Consider the following 21,632-nt stretch of genomic DNA (forward strand, 5'->3'; position numbering starts at 1 on the left):
GCCAAAAGGCACGCCAATGGAATGGCGACCGGTAAGTGAGTATGTTGGTGCTATGACTATACCACAAAATTCGCGGCTCCAAAAGTCGAGCCAAGTCAAAGGATAGTGAAAATTGTCCCAAACCACCTGATTCTTTACAAAAAACGGCTGTTTTTTGACAGCAGTCGCGAATCACCTGGTCACAAAACTTTTGGCCTTAGCCACCCTCGCCCGGGGCTTCTGAGAAGTATTTCGCCAGTTTGTCGGCTTCACCGTCTTTTTCCTCGGCATCTGGCAGCGGATCTTTCTTAGAGATGATCACCGGCCAAAGTTCCGCGTACTTCCGGTTGAACTCAACCCACTTGTCCATGTCTGGCTCGGTATCCGGGCGGATGGCATCTGCGGGGCATTCCGGTTCACACACACCACAATCGATGCATTCATCGGGGTGAATGACCAGTGCATTCTCGCCCTCATAGAAACAGTCGACCGGACAAACTTCGACGCAGTCGGTATATTTGCAGGCGATGCAGTTGTCTGTAACGATGTAGGTCATTGGCCAAGTCCAGTTTGAATCATACCGCCTAGCTAAATCAGAGCCCGCCCCACTTCAAGGTGTCAAAACGTGTCTCTCCGTCGGCTAAGATCAAGCTCGCGGCGTTCCTTCTTACTCGGACGGCCTTTTCCCTCAAAGCGGGGATTGGCCGGAACATTGTCCTGCTTTTCTGTCATATCGAAGTACAGCGCCTGAGCTTCGGGCGCCGGTCCACGCCGGGTGCCGATCGCCTGTACCCGCACCACCCGGACCTGGCGACCCTGGGAAAAGGTAAGAACATCCCCCGGGACCACCATTTGGGCTGGTTTTAAAATCTTGTTGCCGTTCAGGCGGACATGACCCGCAGTGATCTGTTTGGCCGACAGGCTGCGGGTCTTAAAGAACCGCGCCTGCCACAACCATTTATCAATCCGGATCTTGCCCGCCGTATCCGGCATCAGATCATTTACCCTGCTTCAAACCCATCAGCGCTGCTGCAAATGGGTTGTCAGGATCGATCTTTTTCTCAGGCTTAGGTGGCCGAGACGAGAAAGTCTTGGCCCCTTGCTGAGGGCGACCGCCCTTTTTGCCCGCAGCCCCTTTGCCAGGGCCACCCTTGCCCTGCGGCTTGCCACCACGGGGCTTGCCCTGGGGTTTGCCACCCCGGCCTGCGCCGCCTTCGGCGTCGGCGTTTTGCCCACGACGTTGGCCACGTTGACCGCCACCCTGGTTATTACGGCCCCAGGTAAAGGTGACAAACTGTTCCATCTCAGGCGCAGCTTCGGGTGTCTCTGCCTTGGCTGGTTCTGCAGCATCAGCGTCAACGGCTGGTTCTGCAATCCCTGCATCCGCTGCTGGGGCCTCGGCTGCCGCCTCGGCGCTTACGGTGGCCTCGGCTGGCGCCTCGGCAGTGGCGGCAGTTTCATCTGCCGCAGCAGGATCATCAGCCGCGGCCTCGGTGACTGCCGCGTCAGACTGGCTTACCTTGGCGACCTGAGGTTTCACCTCAGCAGAGGCTTTGACCTTAACCCGCTCACCTTTTTCAGCCTTGTAGCCAAGACCGCTCATCAGGTCGGCAAACTGTTCCAGTGTCATGCCGGTAATGGACAGCATGTCGGGCTTGGCCTCAAAGCCACCACGGCTGTCTTCGCCACGCAACATATCCGCCAGACGCTCCAGCATGTCGATACGGATCGCCCGCGCACCCGCTGCACGGTAGCCACACATGGTGTCATAGCCCTTTGGCGCAGTGGCATCCGCAGGCACCGTCACCAGCCCCGGAGGCGGTGCCTCGGGGAATTCCTGCAATCCCTGCACCAAAGACCACAGCACCAGACGCAGCCGCGTCGGAGCTGGCTTCAGCAGCAGCGGCATAAAGATGGTGAACTGGCCGAAACGGATACCATGCTTACGCAGAGCGCCGCGCGAATCCTGGTCCAGATCTTTAACTTCTTGGGCAACGTCCGCGCGCGGCAGAATACCCAGAGCTTCAACCATGCGAAAGGCAAAGCCCCGAGCCAGACCGGTCAGCGCATCGTCACTTTGCAAGGCAATCAGCGGTTCAAACAGAGCCGCGATTTTACGACTGATGAAGTGCTGCAGGCGGCGTTCCACCTTTTGAGCAACATCCGAACCCGCAGCCTCATCAACAAATACTGTGATTGTCGGGTTCAATGGATCCGCGCCGGCCACCAATTTGCCAACTGCGTGTTCGCCCCACATCAATCCACCCTGTTCGGTGAAATCGATCTCGGTATCAGGTGCGTTATAGAACCGGTCAGCACGCAAATGGAATTGCGGCGCCAAAGCCTGCAGTGAAGCTGATTTCAAAGCTTTCGCTTCGGCCCCCTGCGCGCTTTTGTCCGGAGAAAACCGGAAACCTTCAAGCCGACCAACGAATTCGCCTTCGACGGTCACATCACCTTTGTCATTCACTTCGGCCAAGAGGGCCTCCTTCTGTTTGAGCCGGCGCAAAAGCACGGATGTGCGCCGATCCACAAATCTTTGAGTCAAACGCTCGTGCAATGCGTCCGACAATCTGTCTTCTACAGCGCGGGTTTGCCCACGCCAATGGCTTTCGTCACGAAGCCAACCTTTCCTTTGCGAAACATATGTCCACGTACGAATAAAGGCCAACCGTTTGGACAAAGTATCGATATTGCCGTCGGTGCGGTCAATCAACTTTATCTGACGCGCGATCCAATCGTCCGGTATCACGTTCCGTTCGACCAAATGGTCAAAAATCAGCCCCAGAAGATTGGCATGTTCCGCATGTGAAACCCCACGAAAATCAGGGATTCGGCACACATCCCACAGCATTTTCACAGTTGGACCCGACCTGCTACGCGCTGCAATAACTGGATCCTGCGCCAGCATCTTCAAGGTGCGAAGGTCATCTGCCTCGCGGGCCTTGATCAGGTGCTCGCCAACCGGGCCAACCTCTAATGAGCGGATAAGCGCCTCTGGGGTGCCAAATTGTAAGTCTGCGGACCGCCAGTTCAGTTTTTTCACCGGCGCAAACTGGTGATCCATGATCGCACCGGCGGTATAATCATCCAGCGGACGGGCATCGCCAGTGACACCAAAACTGCCATGGCTCATGCCGCGCCCTGCCCGGCCGGCGATCTGCCCCAGCTCATTTGGCTCCAACTGACGCATGCGTTGGCCATCAAATTTGCTGAGCGCCGAAAACGCCACGTGATCGATGTCCAGGTTCAAGCCCATGCCAATGGCATCCGTGGCCACCAGGTAATCGACCTCGCCATTCTGGTACATTTCGACCTGCGCATTGCGGGTGCGCGGCGACAGCGCCCCCATCACCACGGCCGCCCCACCTTTTTGGCGACGAATCAGCTCGGCAATGGCATAGACGTTATCCACCGAGAACCCGACAATGGCACTGCGCGCAGGCATCCGGCTGATTTTCTTGGACCCGCCATAAACCAATTGTGACATCCGCTCGCGGTGGATGAACTGTGCCTCGGGCACCAGCGCCGAGATCGGCCCGCGCATCGTGTCCGAGCCTAGAAACAGGGTCTCGTGCAGTCCACGTGACCGCAACAGTCGATTGGTGAACACATGGCCACGCTCAGGGTCGGCGCACAGCTGGATTTCGTCAATGGCCAGAAAATCACAGCCCATGCCCTCGGGCATCGCCTCGACGGTGCAGACCCAGTATTTTGTACGAGGGGGGACGATGCGTTCTTCGCCAGTCACCAGCGCCACAACTGAGGGACCGCGAATCGCGACGATCTTGTCATAGACCTCACGCGCAAGCAGCCGCAGCGGCAGGCCGATCACCCCGGTGCGATGCCCCAGCATTCGTTCAATTGCGTAATGGGTTTTACCAGTGTTGGTTGGGCCAAGGACGGCCACAACCCGAGATGCGCCACTCATTGCACCAGTCATTGCGTCAGCCCTACTTACAGTTCTTTGCCCACAACCGAGGACCTTAATCTATTCAGCGCTGTGATTACGTCCTCGTGATGCGGATGTATAGCCTGCGCACGCAGGTAGGCCTGATACGCGGCCTCTGGGTCACGGAAATGTTCGAACACATTGCCCAGCGCAAAGATCGCGTTGTAATCATTTGGGTTCAAATACAGCGCGCGTTCCAGATCTGCGACCGCTGGGCCGTAGCGTCCGATCAGAAAATATGCCCGGGCCCGCTGATACCAGCCATGGGCGAAATCCGGCGCATGATCTGTCAGGGCAGTCAAATGTTCGATGGCCTCGGTCAAATCGCCGCGTTCAATGCCATCAACACCGCGTTTCAGCAGGACATCCATCGCCGCCGAGCCGCTTTTGCTCCACAGCGCCTGCAACTGGCGATCCAGGCCCAGCGCTTGGCCTGATTCTGCCCCGGACAGGGCTGACAAAAGCGCCGGCTCGTCGATAGAATCCTGTGCATTCGCAGGAAATGGCATGTAAAATGGGGCTGACATCAGGGTTGCCGCCACGATAGCTTTGAGGTTCAGAGAGTTTGTGATCATGATGCTGGTCAGTGTAACGACGCAGGCCACAATTTCCAGTGCTGACGGATGGTCCGTCACACAGACGTGTTGGCTAAAGTAACAAAGTTAAGGACAAAAAATGAGCGACATTCTTTCCCAGGCCGCAGACGCGCTGAACGAGAAACTGACCAGCGGCGATTTTGATGCCTCGGCAAAATTTGAGATCTCCGGGCTGGGTGCAGTTGTGATTGATGCCGATGGCGCCCGGGTCAGCGATGACGAGGCCGATGTAACCCTGTCCGCCGACACCGAAACATTTCAGGATATCCTGAGCGGCGAGCTGAACCCAACCAGTGCCTTTATGTCGGGCAAACTGACCATTGACGGCGACATGGGCACAGCAATGAAGCTCGCGGCGGTTCTGGCCTAATGGACGCGCGCCCAAATGACCTGCAGGCTGCTCCGTTTTTTGCCGAGATCGCCAAAGGACCGGAGGGCGCTCAGGCCCATTGGGTGAAAACAAACGATGGCCTGCGCATCCGCGTAGGCCATTGGCAGTCCGAGGCAACGACCAAGGGCACAGTTCTGCTGTTCCCCGGACGCACTGAATATATCGAAAAATATGGACCCGCGGCCGGTGAACTGGCCAATCGTGGTTATGCCACGGTCACCATAGACTGGCGCGGACAGGGTCTGGCAGACCGAATGCTGGCAGACAGGCGGTTGGGGCATGTTGTTGATTTTCAGGATTTTCAAAAGGATGTCGCGGCGGCTCTGGATCTGGCTGATCGGCTTGCCCTGCCTAAACCCTACTTCCTGATCGGCCATTCAATGGGCGGTGCAATTGGTTTACGCGCCGCCATGGAAGGGCTGCCGGTCAAGGCCTGTGTATTCACCGGGCCAATGTGGGATATTCACATCGCCCCAATGATGCGTCCATTTGGCAAACTGATGGGCAAGATTGGCCCCGTTATTGGCCTCGGCGGCAAACTGGTTCCTACCACGGACCTGCAAACCTATGTTCTGGCCAACCCATTTGAAGGCAACACGCTGACCAATGATCGCGCATGCTATCAATTCATGCGCGACCAATTGACGGCGCATCCCGATCTGGCGCTTGGTGGTCCCACCATCAACTGGCTGGGCCAGGGGCTAAAGGACTGCGCGGTGCTGGCTGCAATGGCCTCGCCCGCGCTGCCCTGCATCACCTTCTTGGGCAAACAGGAACAGATTGTCGATTGCCCGGCCATTCACGACCGCATGGCACGTTGGCCCGGTGGCGAGCTGGAATTACTCGATGATGTTCAGCACGAGGTCATGATGGAGGCTCCAGCCGTGCGCACCCAAGTGTTTGATCGCATGTGCAGCCTGTTTGACCAGCATAGGTAACCCCGGCGTAGACCCTCATCCCAAGATCCAGACAAAGTACCACTTTCAAGCGCGCCCTACCGCTTGTGATCCGCCTTCGCGCCGCTTAGATGTTTTGCAAATGCTAGACACAGAGGTGCACCATGTTCCAACTCCCCTTTCCCGTTCGCGACGCCAATGCCGCCTCTGGTTCCGACCCATTCGGCGATCTGCCGGAATGGGATCTCAGCGATCTCTACACCAGCCAAGACTCGCCTGAACTGAAACGCGATCTGGAATGGCTTGAGACCGAATGCGGCAGTTTTGCCAGCGACTATGAGGGCAAACTGGCCGAGCTTAGTGCAGCTGACATGCTGAACTGCGTGCTGCGCAACGAAAAGATCAACGGTATCGCTGGGCGCATCATGTCCTATGCCGGTCTGCGCTATTACCAGCTGACCACTGATGCCGACCGCGCCAAGTTCATGTCTGACATGCAAGAGGCGATCACCGTCTTCACCACCCCCTTGGTGTTCTTCACGCTGGAACTGAACCGCATTGACGACAGTGTTCTGAGCGCGCATTTCAAGGCCAACACCGATTTGGCCCGCTACAAGCCAGTGTTTGACCGCATCCGCGCAATGAAGCCTTATCAGCTGTCCGACGAGATTGAGAAGTTCCTGCACGATCTGGGCGTGGTGGGCGATGCCTGGGAACGTCTGTTTGATGAAACCATCGCAGGCCTCACCTTTACCGTTGATGGTGAAGAGCTGAACATCGAGGGCACGCTGAACTTCCTGACCGAGCAGGACCGCTCTAAGCGCGAGGCCGCCTCACGCGAATTGGCGGCGGTGTTTCAGGACAACATCAAGACCTTTGCCCGTGTGCACAACACCCAGGCTAAAGAAAAGGAAATCATCGATCGCTGGCGTGGCATGCCAAGTGCACAGACCGGTCGTCACCTGTCCAACGATGTTGAACCCGAAGTGGTCGAGGCCCTGCGCAGCGCGGTTGTCGCCGCCTACCCCAAACTAAGCCACCGCTATTACGATCTGAAACGCAAATGGCTGGGGTTGGACCGAATGCAGGTCTGGGATCGCAACGCACCATTGCCGATGGAAGACACTCGCACCGTTAGCTGGGAAGACGCCGAGAAGACCGTGATGGAGGCCTACAGCGCCTTTGACCCGCGTATGGGCGAGTTGGCTGCACCGTTCTTTTCCAAGGGCTGGATTGACGCAGGCGTGAAACCCGGCAAGGCCCCCGGCGCCTTTGCCCACCCCACCGTCACCGATGTGCACCCCTATGTGATGCTGAACTATCTAGGCAAACCGCGCGATGTGATGACACTGGCGCATGAACTGGGTCACGGGGTGCATCAGGTACTGGCCGCGGATCAGGGCGAGATGCTGTCGTCCACCCCACTGACCCTGGCTGAAACCGCATCCGTGTTTGGTGAAATGCTCACCTTCCGCAAGATGCTGGATAAGGCCGAGACCCAGGAACAGCGCAAAGTGCTGCTGGCGGGTAAGGTCGAGGACATGATCAACACTGTGGTGCGCCAGATCGCGTTCTACGATTTTGAATGCAAACTGCACGCCGCCCGCGCCGACGGCGAGTTGACCCCAGATGACATCAACGCCCTGTGGATGTCGGTACAGGCTGAATCCTTAGGCGAGTGCTTTGACTTTATGGACGGATACGAGACCTTCTGGGCCTATATCCCCCACTTCGTCCACTCCCCCTTCTACGTCTACGCCTATGCCTTTGGCGACGGCTTGGTCAACGCGCTCTATTCGGTCTACGCCGAGGGTGACGAAGGCTTCGAGGACAAGTACTTCGAAATGCTGAAAGCCGGTGGATCCAAACACCACAAGGAACTGCTGGCGCCGTTTGGACTGGATGCCTCCGATCCGAAATTCTGGGACAAGGGCCTGTCGATGATTTCGGGATTCATTGATGAGCTGGAAGCGATGGAAGAATGAGGATTGCAGCCCTCTTGTTTGGACTACTGGTCAGCGTTCCCGCCTATGGTGACACGCTGATCGGCAATTGGACTTGCACCGATGAGAATTCAGAAGGTCACATGATCTCTGATGTTAGCTTTTCAAGATCCGGACGTTTCAAAGGGGACATGCAAATATTCTTCACGGAAAACGGAGTTGTTTTTGCCAAGGCGCGCGCAAAATACCGCGCGAATTACAAAATTTCTGATGGCTACCTGGAAGAAAGCCCAACCTCTGTTAGAATCCGTTCGTTTATTGCAGACGGCGTAGATATTCGCCGCGGAATTGAGGCCAAACAGTTGAAGCAACGACTATTAAAGCCAGGTGTCGGACCCAAAATCGTTTTCCGCTCTCCTGTTAGTGTCGATCTTGTTCGCGAAGATGGGACAGCCATTTCCTGCCTGAGAAAAGGAACCACTCTTCCAACGTCCTAACTTTTGAACTGAATCACGACAGAAAACGACTTGTCGGTCCGACATTCTCCGGGCCGACGGTAAAACACGTTGCAGTTTCCCTAAGTTAGTCGCGCTCTTGGCAGGGATAGAGATTTCAATGTCTGCAATTTCACTACACCCCATTTCCCGTAAGAACTACGACCTGGTCAAACACATCCATGTCGAAGGGGATCAGGCGCTTTTTGCGGGGACCGTCAAACAAGCGTTTGAAGCAAACGAACCCGAGGTAGATTTCCACGTCATTTATGCCGACGATTGCCCCATCGGCTTTTTCAAAATCGACTGCGGATTTGGCACCAACAATGACTTCGCTGTGGACGGGGAACTGGGCTTGCGCGCCTATAAGATCGACAGCCAACACCAGGGCAAAGGCTATGGGACCCGTGCAGTCAGAGCGCTGAAACCTTATTTGCAGCGACAATACCCTGACGCAGTCTCGGTGGTGCTGACGGTGAGCATACTCAACCCGTCAGCCTTTGCCTGTTATCGAAAAGGCGGGTTTTCTGATACCGGAGATCTGTTCAGCATCGGTATTTCCACCCCCCAGAACATCATGCGGATGGCGTTGAAATAACTACTTCAACTGGCTGTCCTTTGACCCGCGCCGGTTAAACCCGCCGCGTGCCTTTTGGACTCCGTCGCGCTCTTGCTGACACTCGATACACAATTTGACGCCGGGAATGGCGATCTGTCGCCGCTCGGGGATGGGTTCTTCGCAATCGGCGCAATGGGTCAGACTTTCGCCGACCAACGACTTGCGAGACTTCATCCGGGCCAACTCGTCACTGATTGATGCCTCAATCTGCTCGCTGACCGCGCCGTCTTTGGCCCATCCACCTGCCATAAATTCAACTCCCGTTGCTTAACCCAAGCCCTTACAAAGGCAGCGCCACCTCAAACACCCGGTCAATCATCGTTTGCGTCCCGCGTGAAAACTCAAGCGGACAAGGATAGTCTGCACCGTCACGAACCGAACGTCCAAAGGCCTCAACCTGCAGCTTGTAGTGGTCATCACCCGGGAACCGTGTCACCTGCACCTCTAGACCCGGCTTGTGCAGCTCGACCCGTGCTTCGCCAAAAACCCGCGCGTTGAACGGAGCGGTAAGACGGATTAGCCCCGCCTCGCCGTGAAACACCATTTCCTGGTAGGGGTGCATCCGAATGCTGACATAGGCCGAATAGGAAAAGCCGGGGAACTGCGCCTGCACCTCGGCCAAGGCATCGACGCCATTTTCCCAGCGAATGCGCGCCGATATTTCATCCGGTTCCTGTCCGGTGGCATAGCGGGCTGCGCCAAAGACATAGACCCCGATGTCGCGCAATCCACCGCCGCCGGTCTCAGGCTTGTTGCGAATATTGGTGGTCTCAGTGCGGTTATCAAATGAGAATTTGCCGCTGACATGAACCAGCTTGCCAATCGCGCCCTCATCAATGATCCGTTTCACCATCTGCCATTGCGGGTGATGCACGATCATATAGGCCTCGGCGGCCAGCACACCGGCCTCATCCCGCTTGGCGATCAACTGATCGAACTGATCCGCCTGCAGTGTCATCGGCTTTTCGCACAACACATGCTTGCCCGCCGCCATCGCCTTCAGGCTCCACTCCACATGCATATGGTTGGGCAGTGGTACATAGACAGCATCGATGTCGGGCGCCGCCAGTAACGCATCATAGTCGTCGTAGACGGTCAATTCCGGGCAAAACGCCTGAAACGGCTCTGCCTTTTCCGCGCTTGAGGTCGCAAGCGCCACCAATTGCGCCCCCTCAGCCGCATGGATGGCTGGCCCCATAAACTGTCGCGCAAACTTACCCGCCCCTAGAATTCCCCATCGCACTGGATTCTGCATTGTCACCTCCTGATTGAGCCAGCAATTTACCCATGTTACCGCAATCAGCAAGGAGATGTTGCCTTGACGTTCCCCTTTGCGCCCAACGGACCCTGCCCTAGGTTATCAAAAATTGAATTGAGAAAGGGTATTCACATGCGCAGGTTGGGAAAATGGTTGGGGCGATTGTTAATCCTGTTGGCGATACCGGTGGTCGGTTTTTTCATTTACGGCCCGGAATATGTTGAAACACAACGCAATGCCGTGACCGAACATGCGCCTTACGTCATCAGCCCCGAGGCCGCCGCCCTGCACAAGGATCTCCTGATAGGCGACTGGCATGCCGATACTTTGCTGTGGAACCGGGATCTGAACGAACGGGGCACCCGCGGACAGGTCGACATTCCCCGCCTGATCGAGGGCAACGTGGCGTTGCAGATGTTCACTGCGGTCACCAAATCACCTGCTGGGATGAACTACGATCACAATGCGACGGATGCGCGGGACAATATCACGCTGCTGGCTATTGGCCAGCTGTGGCCGCCCCGCACCTGGGGTTCACTGTATCAGCGCGCGCTGTACCAATCGGAAAAACTGCACGCCGCCCAGGCCAACTCGGACAGGCATCTGCGTATTATCCGAACCGAAGCGGACCTGGACGCGCTGATGGCCCTGAAACTGGCCGGTGAGCCTGTGGTCGGCGGATTGCTGGGCATCGAAGGCGCGCATCCGCTTGAGGGCGATATGAACAATTTGCAGGGCCTGCAGGATGCCGGTTATCGCATGATCGCGTTGCAGCATTTTTTTGATAATGAACTGGGCGGGTCGCTGCATGGATCTGGCGACATTGGACTAACTGACTTTGGTCGCGACGTGGTCCAGGCCGTTGCCGAGCGTGGGCTGATCCTGGATCTGGCCCATTCCAGTCAGCAAGTGGTGCGCGACGTGCTGGCCCTGACAGATATGCCGCTGGTGGTCTCTCACACCGGGATTTACAAAAACTGCCAGACCAAACGCAATTTCCCTGACGCATTAATGCAAGACATCGCGGCCACTGGCGGCGTGATTGCCATTGGCTATTGGGCGGATGTCACCTGCGATGACAGTCCCGCAGGTGTGGCCAAGACCATCAAAGTGGCGATCGAGATCGTCGGCGAAGATGCGGTGTCGCTGGGGTCCGACTTTGATGGCTCTGTCACAACATCCTTTGATACATCCGAGCTGGCTGCCGTGACCCAGGCAATGATGGATATCGGCCTGACCGAGGTCCAGATCCGCAAGGTCGCGGGCGGTAATATGCTGCGGGTTTTGCGCGACCGACTGGACTAATCCATCGCCTTGCGGGAGCAGAGTTTTCAAGCCGTCCACGACGACCGTGGGCGGTTTCTTTTTTGATTGTCAGCATCAAAAAAGGCGGCGCATCTGCACCGCCTTTCCGACATTTCAAATCCAAAGGCTTGGGTTAAGCTGTCGCCATCATACCTTTGGCCAGCGCCAGTTCACGCATCTTTGTCTGCAGCTTTTCAAAGGCACGCACTTCAATCTGCCGGATACGCTCGCGGCTGACGCTGTACTGACCACTCAGCTCCTCTAGTGTCTGGGCCTTTTCAGCCAGACGACGTTGAGTCAGAATGTCCTTTTCACGTTCATTCAGCACTTCCAGCGCTTCGCTTAGCAATTCACGGCGGGCGTCCAGTTCATTACGTTCTTCGTAGTCGCCAGCCTGATCAGCGCTTTCGTCTTCCAGCCAATCCTGCCATTGCATGGTGCCTTCGCCTTCGGACCCCACGGTGGCATTCAGCGAGGCATCTCCGCCCGACATCCGCCGGTTCATCGAGATCACCTCGGCCTCAGTCACACCCAGATCAGTGGCAATGCGCTTGACGTTATCAGGGTGCATGTCGCCATCTTCCAGCGCACCGATGCGGGCTTTGGCCTTGCGCAGGTTGAAGAACAGCTTTTTCTGCGCCGAGGTTGTGCCCAGTTTCACCAGCGACCAGGACCGCAGGATGTATTCCTGAATCGAGGCCCGGATCCACCACATTGCATAGGTTGCCAAACGGAACCCACGTTCGGGGTCAAACCGCTTCACAGCCTGCATCAAACCAACGTTGGCCTCTGAAATCACCTCGGCCTGAGGCAACCCGTAGCCACGATATCCCATAGCGATCTTTGCTGCCAACCGCAGGTGCGAGGTGACCATACGGTGCGCGGCACCGCTGTCTTCCTTTTCCACCCAGGCCTTGGCCAGCATGTATTCTTCTTCCGGTTCCAGTAGCGGGAACTTGCGGATTTCCTGCATATAGCGGTTCAACCCGCCCTCTGGTGTTGGTGCAGGTAGGTTCTTAAAGTTAGCCATGTAGTGTGCCCCTCCCTAATGTATAAGGACTTAACATATCAGCATATGGGTAAGCACTTCTTCTCTTTCAAGAGGTGCTATGACTTTCTGATATACTAACACGAGAAGCCGCGTCTGTGATCTGCTTCACAGGGATGTGCAAAAAGTTACCGAAAGTATCGGGCCGTGCGCCGCCGAGCGAAAAACCCAAAGGCGCGCCCGGCCTAGGAGAGATGCCAAGCGCCCTTCCGGCAAAGGTCAGACCCGCCCGACCTTTCGGCCGAGCGGTCACAATACGCCAGCATTTGACTATTCAGCCGGCAGGCGCAACGTCTCCATCAACGCATCCATATCGCTGGGCATTGGCGCTTCAAACCGCATCTCTTCGCCAGAGACCGGATGCACAAATCCCAGAACCGCCGCGTGCAACGCCTGACGTGGGAAAGCGCGCAGGGCGTCGTGCGCTGCCGGAGCCAGCGACTTAGCCGCCAGTTTGCGTTTCCCACCATAGGTCGGATCGCCCACCAACCCGTGACCGGCATGGGCCATATGGACACGGATCTGATGGGTGCGGCCGGTTTCCAGCCAGCATTCGATCAGGGCCACCACGCCGGGATTGCCAAAGGGTTCGACAATCCGCGCCCGCGTCACCGCATGGCGCCCGCCTTGGAACAACACGGCTTGTTTCTGGCGATCATGTTTATGGCGCGCCAGTTGGGTGGTCAGTTTCAAGATGTTGCCGGGTTCAAAGCTGGTGCCCTTGATGCCGCGCAGGCGCGGATCATTGGCATCCGGCACACCGTAACAGATAGCGCGGTAGTACCGTTCAACCGTGTGCTTTTCGAATTGCTTTGCCAGCCCCTGATGCGCCACATCGGATTTGGCCACCACCAGCAGGCCACTGGTTTCCTTGTCGATCCGGTGCACAATACCGGGCCGCTTCACTCCGCCGACACCGGAGAGGTTCTCGCCGCAGTGATGCAGTAGCGCGTTGACCAAGGTCCCCGACGGTGTGCCCGGCGCCGGGTGCACAACCATGCCAACGGGTTTGTTCACTACAATCAGATCATCATCTTCATAGATCACGTCCAGCGCGATATCCTCGGGGCCGATATGGCTGTCTTCGGCCTCGTCCACGGTGACCAGGATCATTGCGTCTTCGGCCACCTTGGCCTTGGGGTCATCAACCACAACCCCATCCACCGTGACGGCGCCAGCGACTATCAACCGGGCCAATCGGGTGCGTGACAGGGTCGCTTCCACTGGCACATCCCGCGAAAGCGCCTTATCAAGCCGGTTAGGCGGGTTATCCGCAATGACAAACTCAATTTGGCGGCTGCCCATGACACGTCCTTCCGAACCCGAAATCGAAGAACCGGCTCAGCTAAAGTTCCTGAGACGGCTGGTGACCACGCTCACCGCGGTCATGATTGGCGGGCTTGTAGTGGTAATTAGCCTGCTTGTCATCCGCTTGTCGGATAAAGGTGTCACATTACCCGATACGATCACTTTGCCCGATGGCACCACGCCCACAGCTGTCACCTTTGGAAAAGGCTGGATTGCCGTGGTCAGTGATGACAACCGCATTCTTATTCTGGACGCCGAAAGCGGAGCCCTGCGCCAGACTATCACCATTGAATAGCCCCATTGCCCTGCCCGGCGATGCTACTTGATACCAGCCATGGTCTCCAGGTCAGTTGAAACTTCGGCCTGGACGGCCCGCTCCAGATGGGTCGAAAGCGTCAGGTAGGTCCGGGTGCCGCGCACGCCTTGGGTATCATAGATCTGTGACAGCAACCCCTCCAGCGCCAGCGGAGAGGCAACCCGCACCTTTAGAATCAGGCAGGTATCGCCAGTGGCCGAGTGGATCTCTTCGACTTCAGGCCAGTTTTCAAGCGCCATCAAAGCGGCTGTCTTGCCCCAGCCAACGGTATCAACATGAATAAAGGCCAGCAGTGGCTTGCCCAACGCCGGCCCATCCAGCTGTGCCACCGTTGCCTTGATCGCGCCTGAGGCCCGCAACCGTTTGACCCGTTCGTGCACCGCCGGAGGTGACAGACCAACCGCTTGGCCAATCGCAGCATAAGGCTGGGTGGCATCCTGGCTCAACTCACCTAATATTTTTCGGTCCAAATCATCCAGTCCCCGTGTCGCACGGGTCTTTTTCCGAACGCTATCTGTTTTTTCAATCGTCCGCCCCTTCTCCTCTTAACAAAATGCAGTTCTGCCAATATCAGATATTACTGAACACCATTCGAGGACAATCCCATGTTGGCGTCAATTCTCATTCTACTGAGCGCCATTGGTGTCATCGGAGCCAACTCTTTGTTGCTGTCACCTTTGGTCACTACGGTGGGCACTGACTTGGACGTCAGCGCCGCACAGGTGATGCAGGCGGCCAGCGCCTATGGCCTGGGCGTGGCAGCTGCGGCGCTGCTGCTGGCCCCTTTGGGAGACCGGTATGGCGCCGGTCGTCTGCTGCGGGTTGCACTTGTCATTTTGGCCATCGGATTGGCTGCCAGTGCCCTTGCCCCCAACGTTCTGGCCCTGATCGCCGCGCAGGCACTGTGCGGATTGGCGGCTGGGGCAGCTTTGCCTTCAATTTACACCCTGGCCGTCACCATCGCGCCTAAAGGCCGTGAGGCACAGACCATGGGGGCTGTGCTCACCGGGTGGACGCTGTCGTTGGTGCTGGGGGTCAGCGCAGGGGCCTGGTTGACTGACGTGTTGGGCTGGCGCTCGGTTTACGTCACGCTCTCTGCAGGCACCGCATGTCTTTGGCTGCTAAGTTCCGGTCTGCGCTTGTTGGGCACAACCGGCAACACCGGCACATCCCCGCTGACCGCCTTGAAAGTACCGGGTATAACCCGAGGGTTGCTGGCCACTCTGTTGCTGATGCTGGCCTTCTACATCACCTATTTCTTCATTGGTGCCCATGTCACGGTACAACTGGGACTCAGCACCACCCAGGCCGGACTGGTGCCGCTGTTCTACGGTATCGGTTTTGGTCTGGCGGTGCTGGTTGATCCCCTGCTCGACCGGCTGGGTCCAGCCCGGTCGACTGCTCCGGTATTCCTTGTCATATCAATGATCTATGCGGCAATGATACCGCTGATAGGTACTTTCCACTGGCTGCTGGCAATAGCGGTGGTCTGGGGCATATTCCAGCATCTTGTACTGAACCTTGTGGTGGCACGCCTAACAGCGCTGGACCCTTCGCAACGCGGTGCCATTATGGGGCTCTACAGCACAGTGACATATCTGTGCATATTTGCCGTACCGCCTTTTGGAGGATTGGCTTTTGCAACTTGGGGATTGGCTGGCTGCCTGGCGATCTCGGCGATCCTGTGCCTGATCGAAGCACTCGAGGCGCTGGGGCTTCGCCGGGTTAGGTCCACGGGCCCCGCTGCGCCAGACGCGCCTGCTTAGCGGCGCGTTTCCGGTCTGGTCCAGACGTCGGCGACGATGCATTCTGATCTGCCGCGCCGCGAGATGCCTTACCGCGTTTGGTGGCCGCATTAATTCCCGCACCGATGCCAAAATTAACCGCGCGGCGCACCAGTTGCCTGACAACCATGTTGATAATGAAATTCACGTTCATGATAGTAACCCCTGCAACCTGAATCGCTTTTATCACTGGATTACGTCAAATTAGAGGCGTCAGACCCGGCGCGCTTTCAGTCCTCGAACAGTTCCGACTGCTCGTCATCTTCATCATCCAAATCACCAAGACCCAGCACGCCTGGCGGCGGACGGTTTTCCAGCAAGCCGGCGGCTCGCAGCTCTTTCAGCCCCGGTAAATCTCGCGCGCTCTCTAGCCCGAAATGATCCAGAAAATGTGGTGTCACCACAAAGGTCACCGGACGCCCCGGTGTCATTTTGCGCCGTCCCAACCGGATCCACTCCATTTCAAGCAACTGATCAATGGTTCCGCGCGAGACCGAGACTCCGCGGATTTCTTCGATTTCGGCACGGGTGACCGGTTGGTGGTAGGCAATGATGGCCAGCGTCTCAATCGCAGCGCGGCTCAGCTTGCGGGTCTCAACCGTTTCTTTCTGCATCAGAAAGCCCAGATCAGAGGCCGTCCGCATCGCCCAGGTGTCGCCAACCCGAACCACCTGCACACCGCGCCCTTCGTATTTTTTCCGCAGACGGGCCAACGCCTCGGCCGGGTTGCAGCCATGTGGCATTCGCGATTCCAAATCCCGCAAAGTGACAGGCGCGGCGCTGGCGAATAAAACCGCCTCAACCATGCGTTCCTGCTCGGCCATCAAGGGCGCATCAAAAAGGCTTTCGCCTTCGGGAACTGGACTGTGGTCTTCCATCAATGGCCCTCGCCGCAGCTGCGCATCTGGATCGGAGCGTAAGTGTCCGATTGGCGCAACTCAAGTTTACCCTCTTTCACCAGCTGCAGTGCTGCCGCAAAGGTCGCAGCCGTCGCAGAGCGGCGGCGCACCGGATCACTATGCCATCCATCCGGCAGATAGCTCAACATATCGGTCCAGCTGCCGGTAAAGCCAATCAGCCCCCGCATCCGTTCCAGCGCCTCTTCCATTGTAAACACCGAGTCACGGTCCATCACAAAAGGGCGGAAATCGTCGCGAGTGCGAATGCGGGCATATCCCTGCATCAGATCCAGCAAAGTGGCGCTATAGGTCACGGTTTTGATCCGGGTGATGTCCTCACCCTGACCGCGGGCAAAGAAGTCACGGCCCATTTGGTCCTGCGCCATCAACTGCGCCGCCGCGTCCCGCATGGCCTGTAGCCTTTCCAGCTGAAAGGCCAGATGGGCCGCCAGCTCTTCGCCGCTGGGGCCTTCTTCGCCGGGTTCAGGTGGTAACAAAAGCCGCGATTTCAGGAAGGCCAGCCAGGCTGCCATCACCAGATAATCCGCCGCCAACTCGATCCTCAGCACCTTGGCTCGGTCTACAAAGCTCAGGTATTGCCGGGCCAGTTCCAGAACCGAAATCCTGCGAAGGTCAACTTTTTGGGTCCGCGACAGGCTAAGCAACACATCAAGAGGGCCCTCAAAGCCGTCAACATCCACAATCAACGCTTCAGCCGCCAGCCTTTCGGCCACCGATTGTGCAGTCTCCTGAAACAGATCGTCAGCCATATACCAGTCCGCCCATAAGGGCAGATAGTTCCTCTTCGGCAGCATCAATGTCAAGTTCGACGGGTTTTCGCCGCGCCGAAAGCGCGTGGTCAGCCCGGATCTGCGCCACCTCGGTCATCTCACCAGCCGCCATCGCGGTTTCGCTCCGCTCGGCCAATGTTCCGTTACAATGCAGGACAACATCACAGCCAGCCGCCAGCGCAGCGCGTGACAGCGCAGCTGGCGCGCCAGACAGTGCCTTCATCGAAATATCATCGGTCATGATCAGCCCATCAAAGCCAATCTGCTCACGGATCAAACGCATCATCACCGCAGAAAGAGTGGCCGGTTCAGGGTCAATGGCATCATAGACCAAATGCGCAGTCATCCCCATCGGCAGGTCATTCAAACTGCGAAACGCGTCAAAGTCCGTCTTGTTAAGGGTGGTGAGATCCGTGCCCACATGCGGCAGATCGTGGTGACTGTCGGCGGTGGCCCGTCCGTGGCCCGGCAAGTGTTTCAACACTGGCAAGACACCTCCGTCCAACAAGCCCTGCGCCGACGCGCGGCCAATGCCTGCCACGGTCTGGGCTTCGGCGCCGTAACAGCGATTTTTGAGAAACGGATGCGTGTCATCACCGGCCAAATCAACCATTGGGGCGCAATTGCTATCGATACCCAGCCCATACAGCTCGTCGGCGATCAACCGATAGCGCAGGTACATGGCACGGCAGACCGCACGCAATGGGTCATCTGTTGGGGCCGTTACACGAGCGCTCTCAACATGGTCCAGCGGCGCCAGCCACTGGCGCGCCAAAGGGGGGCGCAGGCGTTGAACCCGGCCACCTTCTTGATCAATGGTAATAAGACAGTTGCGACCCACCGCATTGCGGAAATCATCACACAGTGCCCGTATTTGATCCGCAGTGTCGATATTGCGGGCGAACAGGATAAAGCCAAACGGGTTGGTATCGCGAAACAGGCTGATCTCGTCCGCAGTCAACCGCAGGCCTTCTGCATCCAGGATAGTTGCCCCAAACCGCATTAGCGAGTCGTCACAGGAATGCAATCTGCGCTGCCGGCAACCAATGTTGCGCAGAACCGACGCGCGTCAGACAGGTCATCAAAGCCCATCGCCCGAAGCCTGTAAAACGTCCGACCGCCACTTTCGGCCTTTTGAATCACCCGTTTTTTGTCATCCAGATAGTCTTCAAACCGACCCTGAATACGATCCCACTCGGATCGCGCGACGTCTGCGCTTTCATAGGCGCCAAGTTGCGCCAGACGGGTACCGGCAGGCAGGCTGGCGGCGTCAACTTCAAGTGTCGATCGTCCCTGAGAAGGGACGGCAGCACTTTGGGAGGGGGCAAACCGTGCCGGACGAACCAGCGGCCGCAGCGACACTTTTACGCCGGGCGCATTGAGCATGCCAGGTGCCGGCGCAATAGTAACAGCATTTTCTGACGTGACGGGCTGTAGCGGTGCAGGCTGCACGATGGACGGCGCCGAAACAGACGCCAAGGTCGTGCCGGCCTCTCTTGGCGCAGGTGTCATCGGTGTGACGCCCGCCGTCAGTGCGGCCACCAGCGCATCAATTTCATTGGCTTGCGAGGCCGCAGTTTCACCTTCAGTAATTGTGTCTTCCTGAACCAGTGCCGGTTCGGAGGTTGTAGAAACTGCAAGCTCGGTCACAGGACCATCATCTTCGGCCAGACCCAGCGAGCTCGGCGCCAAGGTCAATCGATCCGCAGGATCTGCAGCAATGCCATTGGCGGCAACATCATTAACCGCCAGCCCCTGATTAACAGCGGCCTCGCCACCTGGATTGACGGGTTGAACCCTCATGGGTCCTTCCAGGGACCGCACAACGGGGACGCCACTGACGTCGCGCGCCACCAGCTTGTACCCCCAAAAACCGGTCCCGACGACCAATGCCAACGATGCCACAGCGCCCAGAAAGCCCAGTGTCTTGGTGAAGTCACCTGACGCAGGTTTTGAGGTGCCTTGAGCCACCGCATCAGAATCCGCCTGACCATAGGCCTGCGGATCATACTGCTGGTATTGTGATTGGTACTGCCCGTCATAGGCCGCACCCCGGCTAGAGGATGCACCCTGCAAAGAATACGCCCGGCTATCGCCAGCTTGCGCGCTAAACGCCATGTCCGCCTCACTGCCCATCGATGCGACATTGCGCATAGATTCGGGTCTCTAGAACTGCCTCAGACCAGCGTTTCGGGCGATTGTATCACCGCATCTCCTGCGCTGGTTTCACCCCTAGAATACCCAAACCGGACGAAATAACAATCGAAACGGCCCGCGCCAGTGCCAAATTCGCATGTGTTGCCGATTGGCTGCTCGTGTTAACAAATCGTAAATTATCATTGGATTTGCCCAGGTGATAAAGTCCGTGCAGATCCGAGGCCAGATCATACAAGTAGAAGGCCACCCGATGGGGTTCGTGGGTGCGTGCAGCGATTTCGACCAGGCGTGGCCATTCTGCCAGTTTTTTGGCCACAGCGATTTGCGCATCATCCGCCAACTGTGACAGGTCCGCATTGGCAAGCGTTGCGTCGTCCATTGCGATGTTTTCGTCCCCGGCCTTGCGCAGGGTCGAGCAGATCCGGGCGTTTGCATATTGCACATAGAACACCGGATTGTCCTTTGACTGCTCCAGCACCTTGGAAAAATCAAAGTCCAGCGACGCGTCATTCTTGCGGGTGAGCATCACAAAACGGGTGACATCGGCGCCCACCAGATCAACCACGTCGCGCAGGGTAACAAAGGTCCCTGCCCGCTTGGACATCTTGAACTCGGCGCCATCTTTGAACAGTTTGACCAGCTGTGTCAGCTTGATGTCCAACGGGACACGACCATCAGACAGCGCAGACACCGCCGCTTTCATCCGTTTGACATAGCCGCCGTGATCAGCACCCAAGACGTCGATCAGCAAGTCAAAACCGCGCTCGATCTTGTCATAGTGATAGGCAATGTCAGGCGCGAAATAGGTCCAGGCGCCGTCAGATTTCTTGACCGGGCGATCCACGTCATCGCCGTGCTCTGTCGACTTGAACAGGGTCTGCTCACGCGGCTCCCAGTCGACAGGTTTTTTGCCTTTTGGTGGCTCCAGCACGCCCTCATAAATCAGGCCCTTGGTGTCCAATTCGGAAATAGCACTTTCGATTCGTCCGGTGCCATACAGTGACTTTTCCGAATAGAAATTATCCATCACCACGCCCAGTGACTTCAGATCCGCCCGGATCAGCTCCATCATTGCATCGGTCGAGAACACCCGGACGTCTTGCAGCCAAATCTCTTCGGGCTGGTCAACATAGGCATCGCCCACCTTGTCCTTTAGCGCCTTGCCAGTTTCGATCAGGTAATCGCCGGGATATGTTCCATCGGGAAAGGCAACCTCCTGGCCGTGGGCCTCAAGGTAACGCAGGTAAACCGAGCGCGCCAAGACATCGACCTGACCGCCACCATCATTGATGTAATATTCGCGGGTGACGTCATAGCCGGCAAAGTCCAGCAGACTGGCCAGCGCATCGCCAAAGACCGCACCTCGGGTGTGGCCCACGTGCAGCGGCCCGGTGGGATTGGCCGAGACATATTCGACGTTGACCTTCAGCCCCTGCCCCATATCCGAGCGGCCAAAGTCAAGCCCGGCGCTCAGCACAGATTTCGGGACATTTCGCCAGATTGAACCAGCCAGCCGCAGGTTCAGGAACCCCGGGCCTGCGACCTCGGCCGATGTGATCCGGTCATCCGCAACCAGCTTGGCCGCCAAGGCATCTGCAATATCGCGTGGCTTTGTCTTGGCTGCTTTGGCCAATACCATCGCAGCATTGGTTGCCATGTCGCCATGGGCCGCATCCCGAGGCGGCTCGACGGCTACATTTCGCAGGTCCAGCCCTGCCGGAAGCGTGCCGTCAGACACCATAGTGTCGAGGCTTTCAATCACAAGCGAGCGGATATCTGTAAACAGGTTCATGTCTGGCGTCCCATAGGTTCAGTCACGCGAAGTATCACGCCCAGCCCAAGGGTCAATATCTTATGGCCCGCATCGCAGACAATGCAGGGCAGTAAAACGGCGAT

The 21,632-nt window shown here is 57.4% G+C and carries 23 protein-coding genes; 8 read left to right on the forward strand and 15 right to left on the reverse strand.

Annotation, left to right across the window (positions count from 1 at the left end; translation table 11 throughout):
* Positions 1–196: 196 nt before the first annotated feature.
* From fdxA to EBB79_RS12310, 4 genes are all read right to left on the reverse strand, one after another.
* Positions 197–535: a ferredoxin FdxA gene (fdxA, locus tag EBB79_RS12295; protein ID WP_127749160.1), complete on the reverse strand. Its 339-nt coding sequence runs from the start codon at positions 533–535 to the stop codon at positions 197–199.
* A gap of 62 nt (positions 536–597) precedes the next feature.
* Positions 598–972: an RNA-binding S4 domain-containing protein gene (locus tag EBB79_RS12300; RefSeq protein ID WP_127749161.1), complete on the reverse strand. Its 375-nt coding sequence runs from the start codon at positions 970–972 to the stop codon at positions 598–600.
* A gap of 4 nt (positions 973–976) precedes the next feature.
* A complete protein-coding gene (locus EBB79_RS12305) occupies positions 977–3,910 on the reverse strand; it encodes a helicase-related protein (protein WP_177627811.1) in 2,934 nt (977 codons plus the stop codon).
* Positions 3,911–3,936: 26 nt separating this feature from the next.
* Positions 3,937–4,506 carry a tetratricopeptide repeat protein gene (locus EBB79_RS12310; protein WP_127749163.1) on the reverse strand — a complete coding sequence of 190 codons (570 nt, stop codon included), beginning with the start codon at positions 4,504–4,506 and terminating at the stop codon, positions 3,937–3,939.
* 100 nt (positions 4,507–4,606) lie between these two features.
* Between EBB79_RS12310 and EBB79_RS12315 the strand changes: the two genes are divergently transcribed.
* The 5 genes from EBB79_RS12315 to EBB79_RS12335 all read left to right on the forward strand — a co-directional run bounded on the left by EBB79_RS12315 (position 4,607) and on the right by EBB79_RS12335 (position 8,849).
* A complete protein-coding gene (locus EBB79_RS12315; RefSeq protein ID WP_127749164.1) occupies positions 4,607–4,897 on the forward strand; it encodes an SCP2 sterol-binding domain-containing protein in 291 nt (96 codons plus the stop codon).
* Positions 4,897–5,856, forward strand: a complete 960-nt coding sequence (locus EBB79_RS12320) for an alpha/beta hydrolase (protein WP_127749165.1) — start codon at positions 4,897–4,899, stop codon at positions 5,854–5,856. The genes EBB79_RS12315 and EBB79_RS12320 overlap by 1 nt, the downstream gene beginning before the upstream one ends.
* Before the next feature lie 122 nt (positions 5,857–5,978).
* A complete protein-coding gene (locus EBB79_RS12325) occupies positions 5,979–7,799 on the forward strand; it encodes a M3 family oligoendopeptidase (protein WP_127749166.1) in 1,821 nt (606 codons plus the stop codon).
* Positions 7,796–8,254, forward strand: a complete 459-nt coding sequence (locus EBB79_RS12330; RefSeq protein WP_127749167.1) for a hypothetical protein — start codon at positions 7,796–7,798, stop codon at positions 8,252–8,254. The genes EBB79_RS12325 and EBB79_RS12330 overlap by 4 nt, the downstream gene beginning before the upstream one ends.
* A 118-nt stretch (positions 8,255–8,372) precedes the next feature.
* Positions 8,373–8,849, forward strand: coding sequence for a GNAT family N-acetyltransferase (locus tag EBB79_RS12335; protein ID WP_127749168.1), 477 nt, complete (start codon positions 8,373–8,375; stop codon positions 8,847–8,849).
* Here the strand turns inward: EBB79_RS12335 and EBB79_RS12340 are convergent, their stop codons facing one another.
* Complete coding sequence (locus EBB79_RS12340; protein ID WP_127749169.1) at positions 8,850–9,119, reverse strand: DksA/TraR family C4-type zinc finger protein; 270 nt, start codon at positions 9,117–9,119, stop codon at positions 8,850–8,852.
* Between the two features lie 31 nt (positions 9,120–9,150).
* On the reverse strand, positions 9,151–10,125 hold the full coding sequence (locus EBB79_RS12345; protein ID WP_127749170.1) for a Gfo/Idh/MocA family protein: 975 nt from the start codon (positions 10,123–10,125) through the stop codon (positions 9,151–9,153).
* 135 nt (positions 10,126–10,260) lie between these two features.
* Between EBB79_RS12345 and EBB79_RS12350 the strand changes: the two genes are divergently transcribed.
* Entirely contained in the window at positions 10,261–11,433 is a 1,173-nt protein-coding gene (locus EBB79_RS12350) for a dipeptidase (RefSeq protein ID WP_127749171.1), read from the forward strand.
* Positions 11,434–11,566: 133 nt separating this feature from the next.
* On the opposite strand, the gene rpoH is transcribed toward EBB79_RS12350, so the two are convergent.
* Together rpoH and EBB79_RS12360 are read right to left on the reverse strand one after the other, a co-directional pair.
* Entirely contained in the window at positions 11,567–12,463 is an 897-nt protein-coding gene (gene rpoH / locus EBB79_RS12355; RefSeq protein WP_127749172.1) for an RNA polymerase sigma factor RpoH, read from the reverse strand.
* 288 nt (positions 12,464–12,751) lie between these two features.
* Positions 12,752–13,786 carry an RluA family pseudouridine synthase gene (locus tag EBB79_RS12360; RefSeq protein WP_127749173.1) on the reverse strand — a complete coding sequence of 345 codons (1,035 nt, stop codon included), beginning with the start codon at positions 13,784–13,786 and terminating at the stop codon, positions 12,752–12,754.
* Here EBB79_RS12360 and EBB79_RS12365 point away from each other — a divergent pair.
* The gene (locus EBB79_RS12365; protein WP_127749174.1) at positions 13,785–14,084 is read left to right on the forward strand and encodes a DUF6476 family protein; all 300 of its coding nucleotides are present in this window, start codon (positions 13,785–13,787) and stop codon (positions 14,082–14,084) included. The two genes, EBB79_RS12360 and EBB79_RS12365, sit on opposite strands and share 2 nt — an antisense overlap.
* 23 nt (positions 14,085–14,107) lie before the next feature.
* On the opposite strand, the gene EBB79_RS12370 is transcribed toward EBB79_RS12365, so the two are convergent.
* Positions 14,108–14,575 carry an Lrp/AsnC family transcriptional regulator gene (locus EBB79_RS12370; RefSeq protein ID WP_238704885.1) on the reverse strand — a complete coding sequence of 156 codons (468 nt, stop codon included), beginning with the start codon at positions 14,573–14,575 and terminating at the stop codon, positions 14,108–14,110.
* A 135-nt stretch (positions 14,576–14,710) separates the two neighbouring features.
* Between EBB79_RS12370 and EBB79_RS12375 the strand changes: the two genes are divergently transcribed.
* Positions 14,711–15,871: an MFS transporter gene (locus EBB79_RS12375; RefSeq protein WP_127749176.1), complete on the forward strand. Its 1,161-nt coding sequence runs from the start codon at positions 14,711–14,713 to the stop codon at positions 15,869–15,871.
* Here EBB79_RS12375 and EBB79_RS12380 read toward each other — a convergent pair.
* From EBB79_RS12380 to argS, 6 genes are all read right to left on the reverse strand, one after another.
* The gene (locus EBB79_RS12380) at positions 15,831–16,043 is read right to left on the reverse strand and encodes a hypothetical protein (protein WP_127749177.1); all 213 of its coding nucleotides are present in this window, start codon (positions 16,041–16,043) and stop codon (positions 15,831–15,833) included. The two genes, EBB79_RS12375 and EBB79_RS12380, sit on opposite strands and share 41 nt — an antisense overlap.
* Before the next feature lie 76 nt (positions 16,044–16,119).
* Positions 16,120–16,767, reverse strand: a complete 648-nt coding sequence (gene scpB, locus EBB79_RS12385) for an SMC-Scp complex subunit ScpB (protein WP_127749178.1) — start codon at positions 16,765–16,767, stop codon at positions 16,120–16,122.
* On the reverse strand, positions 16,767–17,558 hold the full coding sequence (locus tag EBB79_RS12390; RefSeq protein ID WP_127749179.1) for a segregation and condensation protein A: 792 nt from the start codon (positions 17,556–17,558) through the stop codon (positions 16,767–16,769). The genes scpB and EBB79_RS12390 overlap by 1 nt, the downstream gene beginning before the upstream one ends.
* Positions 17,551–18,582, reverse strand: a complete 1,032-nt coding sequence (gene nagZ, locus EBB79_RS12395; RefSeq protein ID WP_127749180.1) for a beta-N-acetylhexosaminidase — start codon at positions 18,580–18,582, stop codon at positions 17,551–17,553. The genes EBB79_RS12390 and nagZ overlap by 8 nt, the downstream gene beginning before the upstream one ends.
* Positions 18,582–19,733, reverse strand: coding sequence for an SPOR domain-containing protein (locus EBB79_RS12400; RefSeq protein WP_238704886.1), 1,152 nt, complete (start codon positions 19,731–19,733; stop codon positions 18,582–18,584). Before EBB79_RS12400 ends, nagZ begins: the two co-directional genes overlap by 1 nt.
* A 49-nt stretch (positions 19,734–19,782) precedes the next feature.
* The gene (argS, locus tag EBB79_RS12405; RefSeq protein WP_127749181.1) at positions 19,783–21,528 is read right to left on the reverse strand and encodes an arginine--tRNA ligase; all 1,746 of its coding nucleotides are present in this window, start codon (positions 21,526–21,528) and stop codon (positions 19,783–19,785) included.
* Between the last annotated feature and the right edge of the window lie 104 nt (positions 21,529–21,632).

The organism is Parasedimentitalea marina (assembly GCF_004006175.1).
Classification (GTDB): domain Bacteria; phylum Pseudomonadota; class Alphaproteobacteria; order Rhodobacterales; family Rhodobacteraceae; genus Parasedimentitalea; species Parasedimentitalea marina.

Bases quoted from the DNA above. Each gene is read 5' to 3' on its own strand.
- fdxA (WP_127749160.1), bottom strand. From the start codon at position 535: ATGACCTACATCGTTACAGACAACTGCATCGCCTGCAAATATACCGAC.
- EBB79_RS12300 (WP_127749161.1), bottom strand. From the start codon at position 972: ATGCCGGATACGGCGGGCAAGATCCGGATTGATAAATGGTTGTGGCAG.
- EBB79_RS12305 (WP_177627811.1), bottom strand. From the start codon at position 3,910: ATGAGTGGCGCATCTCGGGTTGTGGCCGTCCTTGGCCCAACCAACACT.
- EBB79_RS12310 (WP_127749163.1), bottom strand. From the start codon at position 4,506: ATGATCACAAACTCTCTGAACCTCAAAGCTATCGTGGCGGCAACCCTG.
- EBB79_RS12315 (WP_127749164.1), top strand. From the start codon at position 4,607: ATGAGCGACATTCTTTCCCAGGCCGCAGACGCGCTGAACGAGAAACTG.
- EBB79_RS12320 (WP_127749165.1), top strand. From the start codon at position 4,897: ATGGACGCGCGCCCAAATGACCTGCAGGCTGCTCCGTTTTTTGCCGAG.
- EBB79_RS12325 (WP_127749166.1), top strand. From the start codon at position 5,979: ATGTTCCAACTCCCCTTTCCCGTTCGCGACGCCAATGCCGCCTCTGGT.
- EBB79_RS12330 (WP_127749167.1), top strand. From the start codon at position 7,796: ATGAGGATTGCAGCCCTCTTGTTTGGACTACTGGTCAGCGTTCCCGCC.
- EBB79_RS12335 (WP_127749168.1), top strand. From the start codon at position 8,373: ATGTCTGCAATTTCACTACACCCCATTTCCCGTAAGAACTACGACCTG.
- EBB79_RS12340 (WP_127749169.1), bottom strand. From the start codon at position 9,119: ATGGCAGGTGGATGGGCCAAAGACGGCGCGGTCAGCGAGCAGATTGAG.
- EBB79_RS12345 (WP_127749170.1), bottom strand. From the start codon at position 10,125: ATGCAGAATCCAGTGCGATGGGGAATTCTAGGGGCGGGTAAGTTTGCG.
- EBB79_RS12350 (WP_127749171.1), top strand. From the start codon at position 10,261: ATGCGCAGGTTGGGAAAATGGTTGGGGCGATTGTTAATCCTGTTGGCG.
- rpoH (WP_127749172.1), bottom strand. From the start codon at position 12,463: ATGGCTAACTTTAAGAACCTACCTGCACCAACACCAGAGGGCGGGTTG.
- EBB79_RS12365 (WP_127749174.1), top strand. From the start codon at position 13,785: ATGACACGTCCTTCCGAACCCGAAATCGAAGAACCGGCTCAGCTAAAG.
- EBB79_RS12360 (WP_127749173.1), bottom strand. From the start codon at position 13,786: ATGGGCAGCCGCCAAATTGAGTTTGTCATTGCGGATAACCCGCCTAAC.
- EBB79_RS12375 (WP_127749176.1), top strand. From the start codon at position 14,711: ATGTTGGCGTCAATTCTCATTCTACTGAGCGCCATTGGTGTCATCGGA.
- EBB79_RS12380 (WP_127749177.1), bottom strand. From the start codon at position 16,043: ATGAACGTGAATTTCATTATCAACATGGTTGTCAGGCAACTGGTGCGC.
- scpB (WP_127749178.1), bottom strand. From the start codon at position 16,767: ATGGAAGACCACAGTCCAGTTCCCGAAGGCGAAAGCCTTTTTGATGCG.
- EBB79_RS12390 (WP_127749179.1), bottom strand. From the start codon at position 17,558: ATGGCTGACGATCTGTTTCAGGAGACTGCACAATCGGTGGCCGAAAGG.
- nagZ (WP_127749180.1), bottom strand. From the start codon at position 18,582: ATGCGGTTTGGGGCAACTATCCTGGATGCAGAAGGCCTGCGGTTGACT.
- EBB79_RS12400 (WP_238704886.1), bottom strand. From the start codon at position 19,733: ATGCGCAATGTCGCATCGATGGGCAGTGAGGCGGACATGGCGTTTAGC.
- argS (WP_127749181.1), bottom strand. From the start codon at position 21,528: ATGAACCTGTTTACAGATATCCGCTCGCTTGTGATTGAAAGCCTCGAC.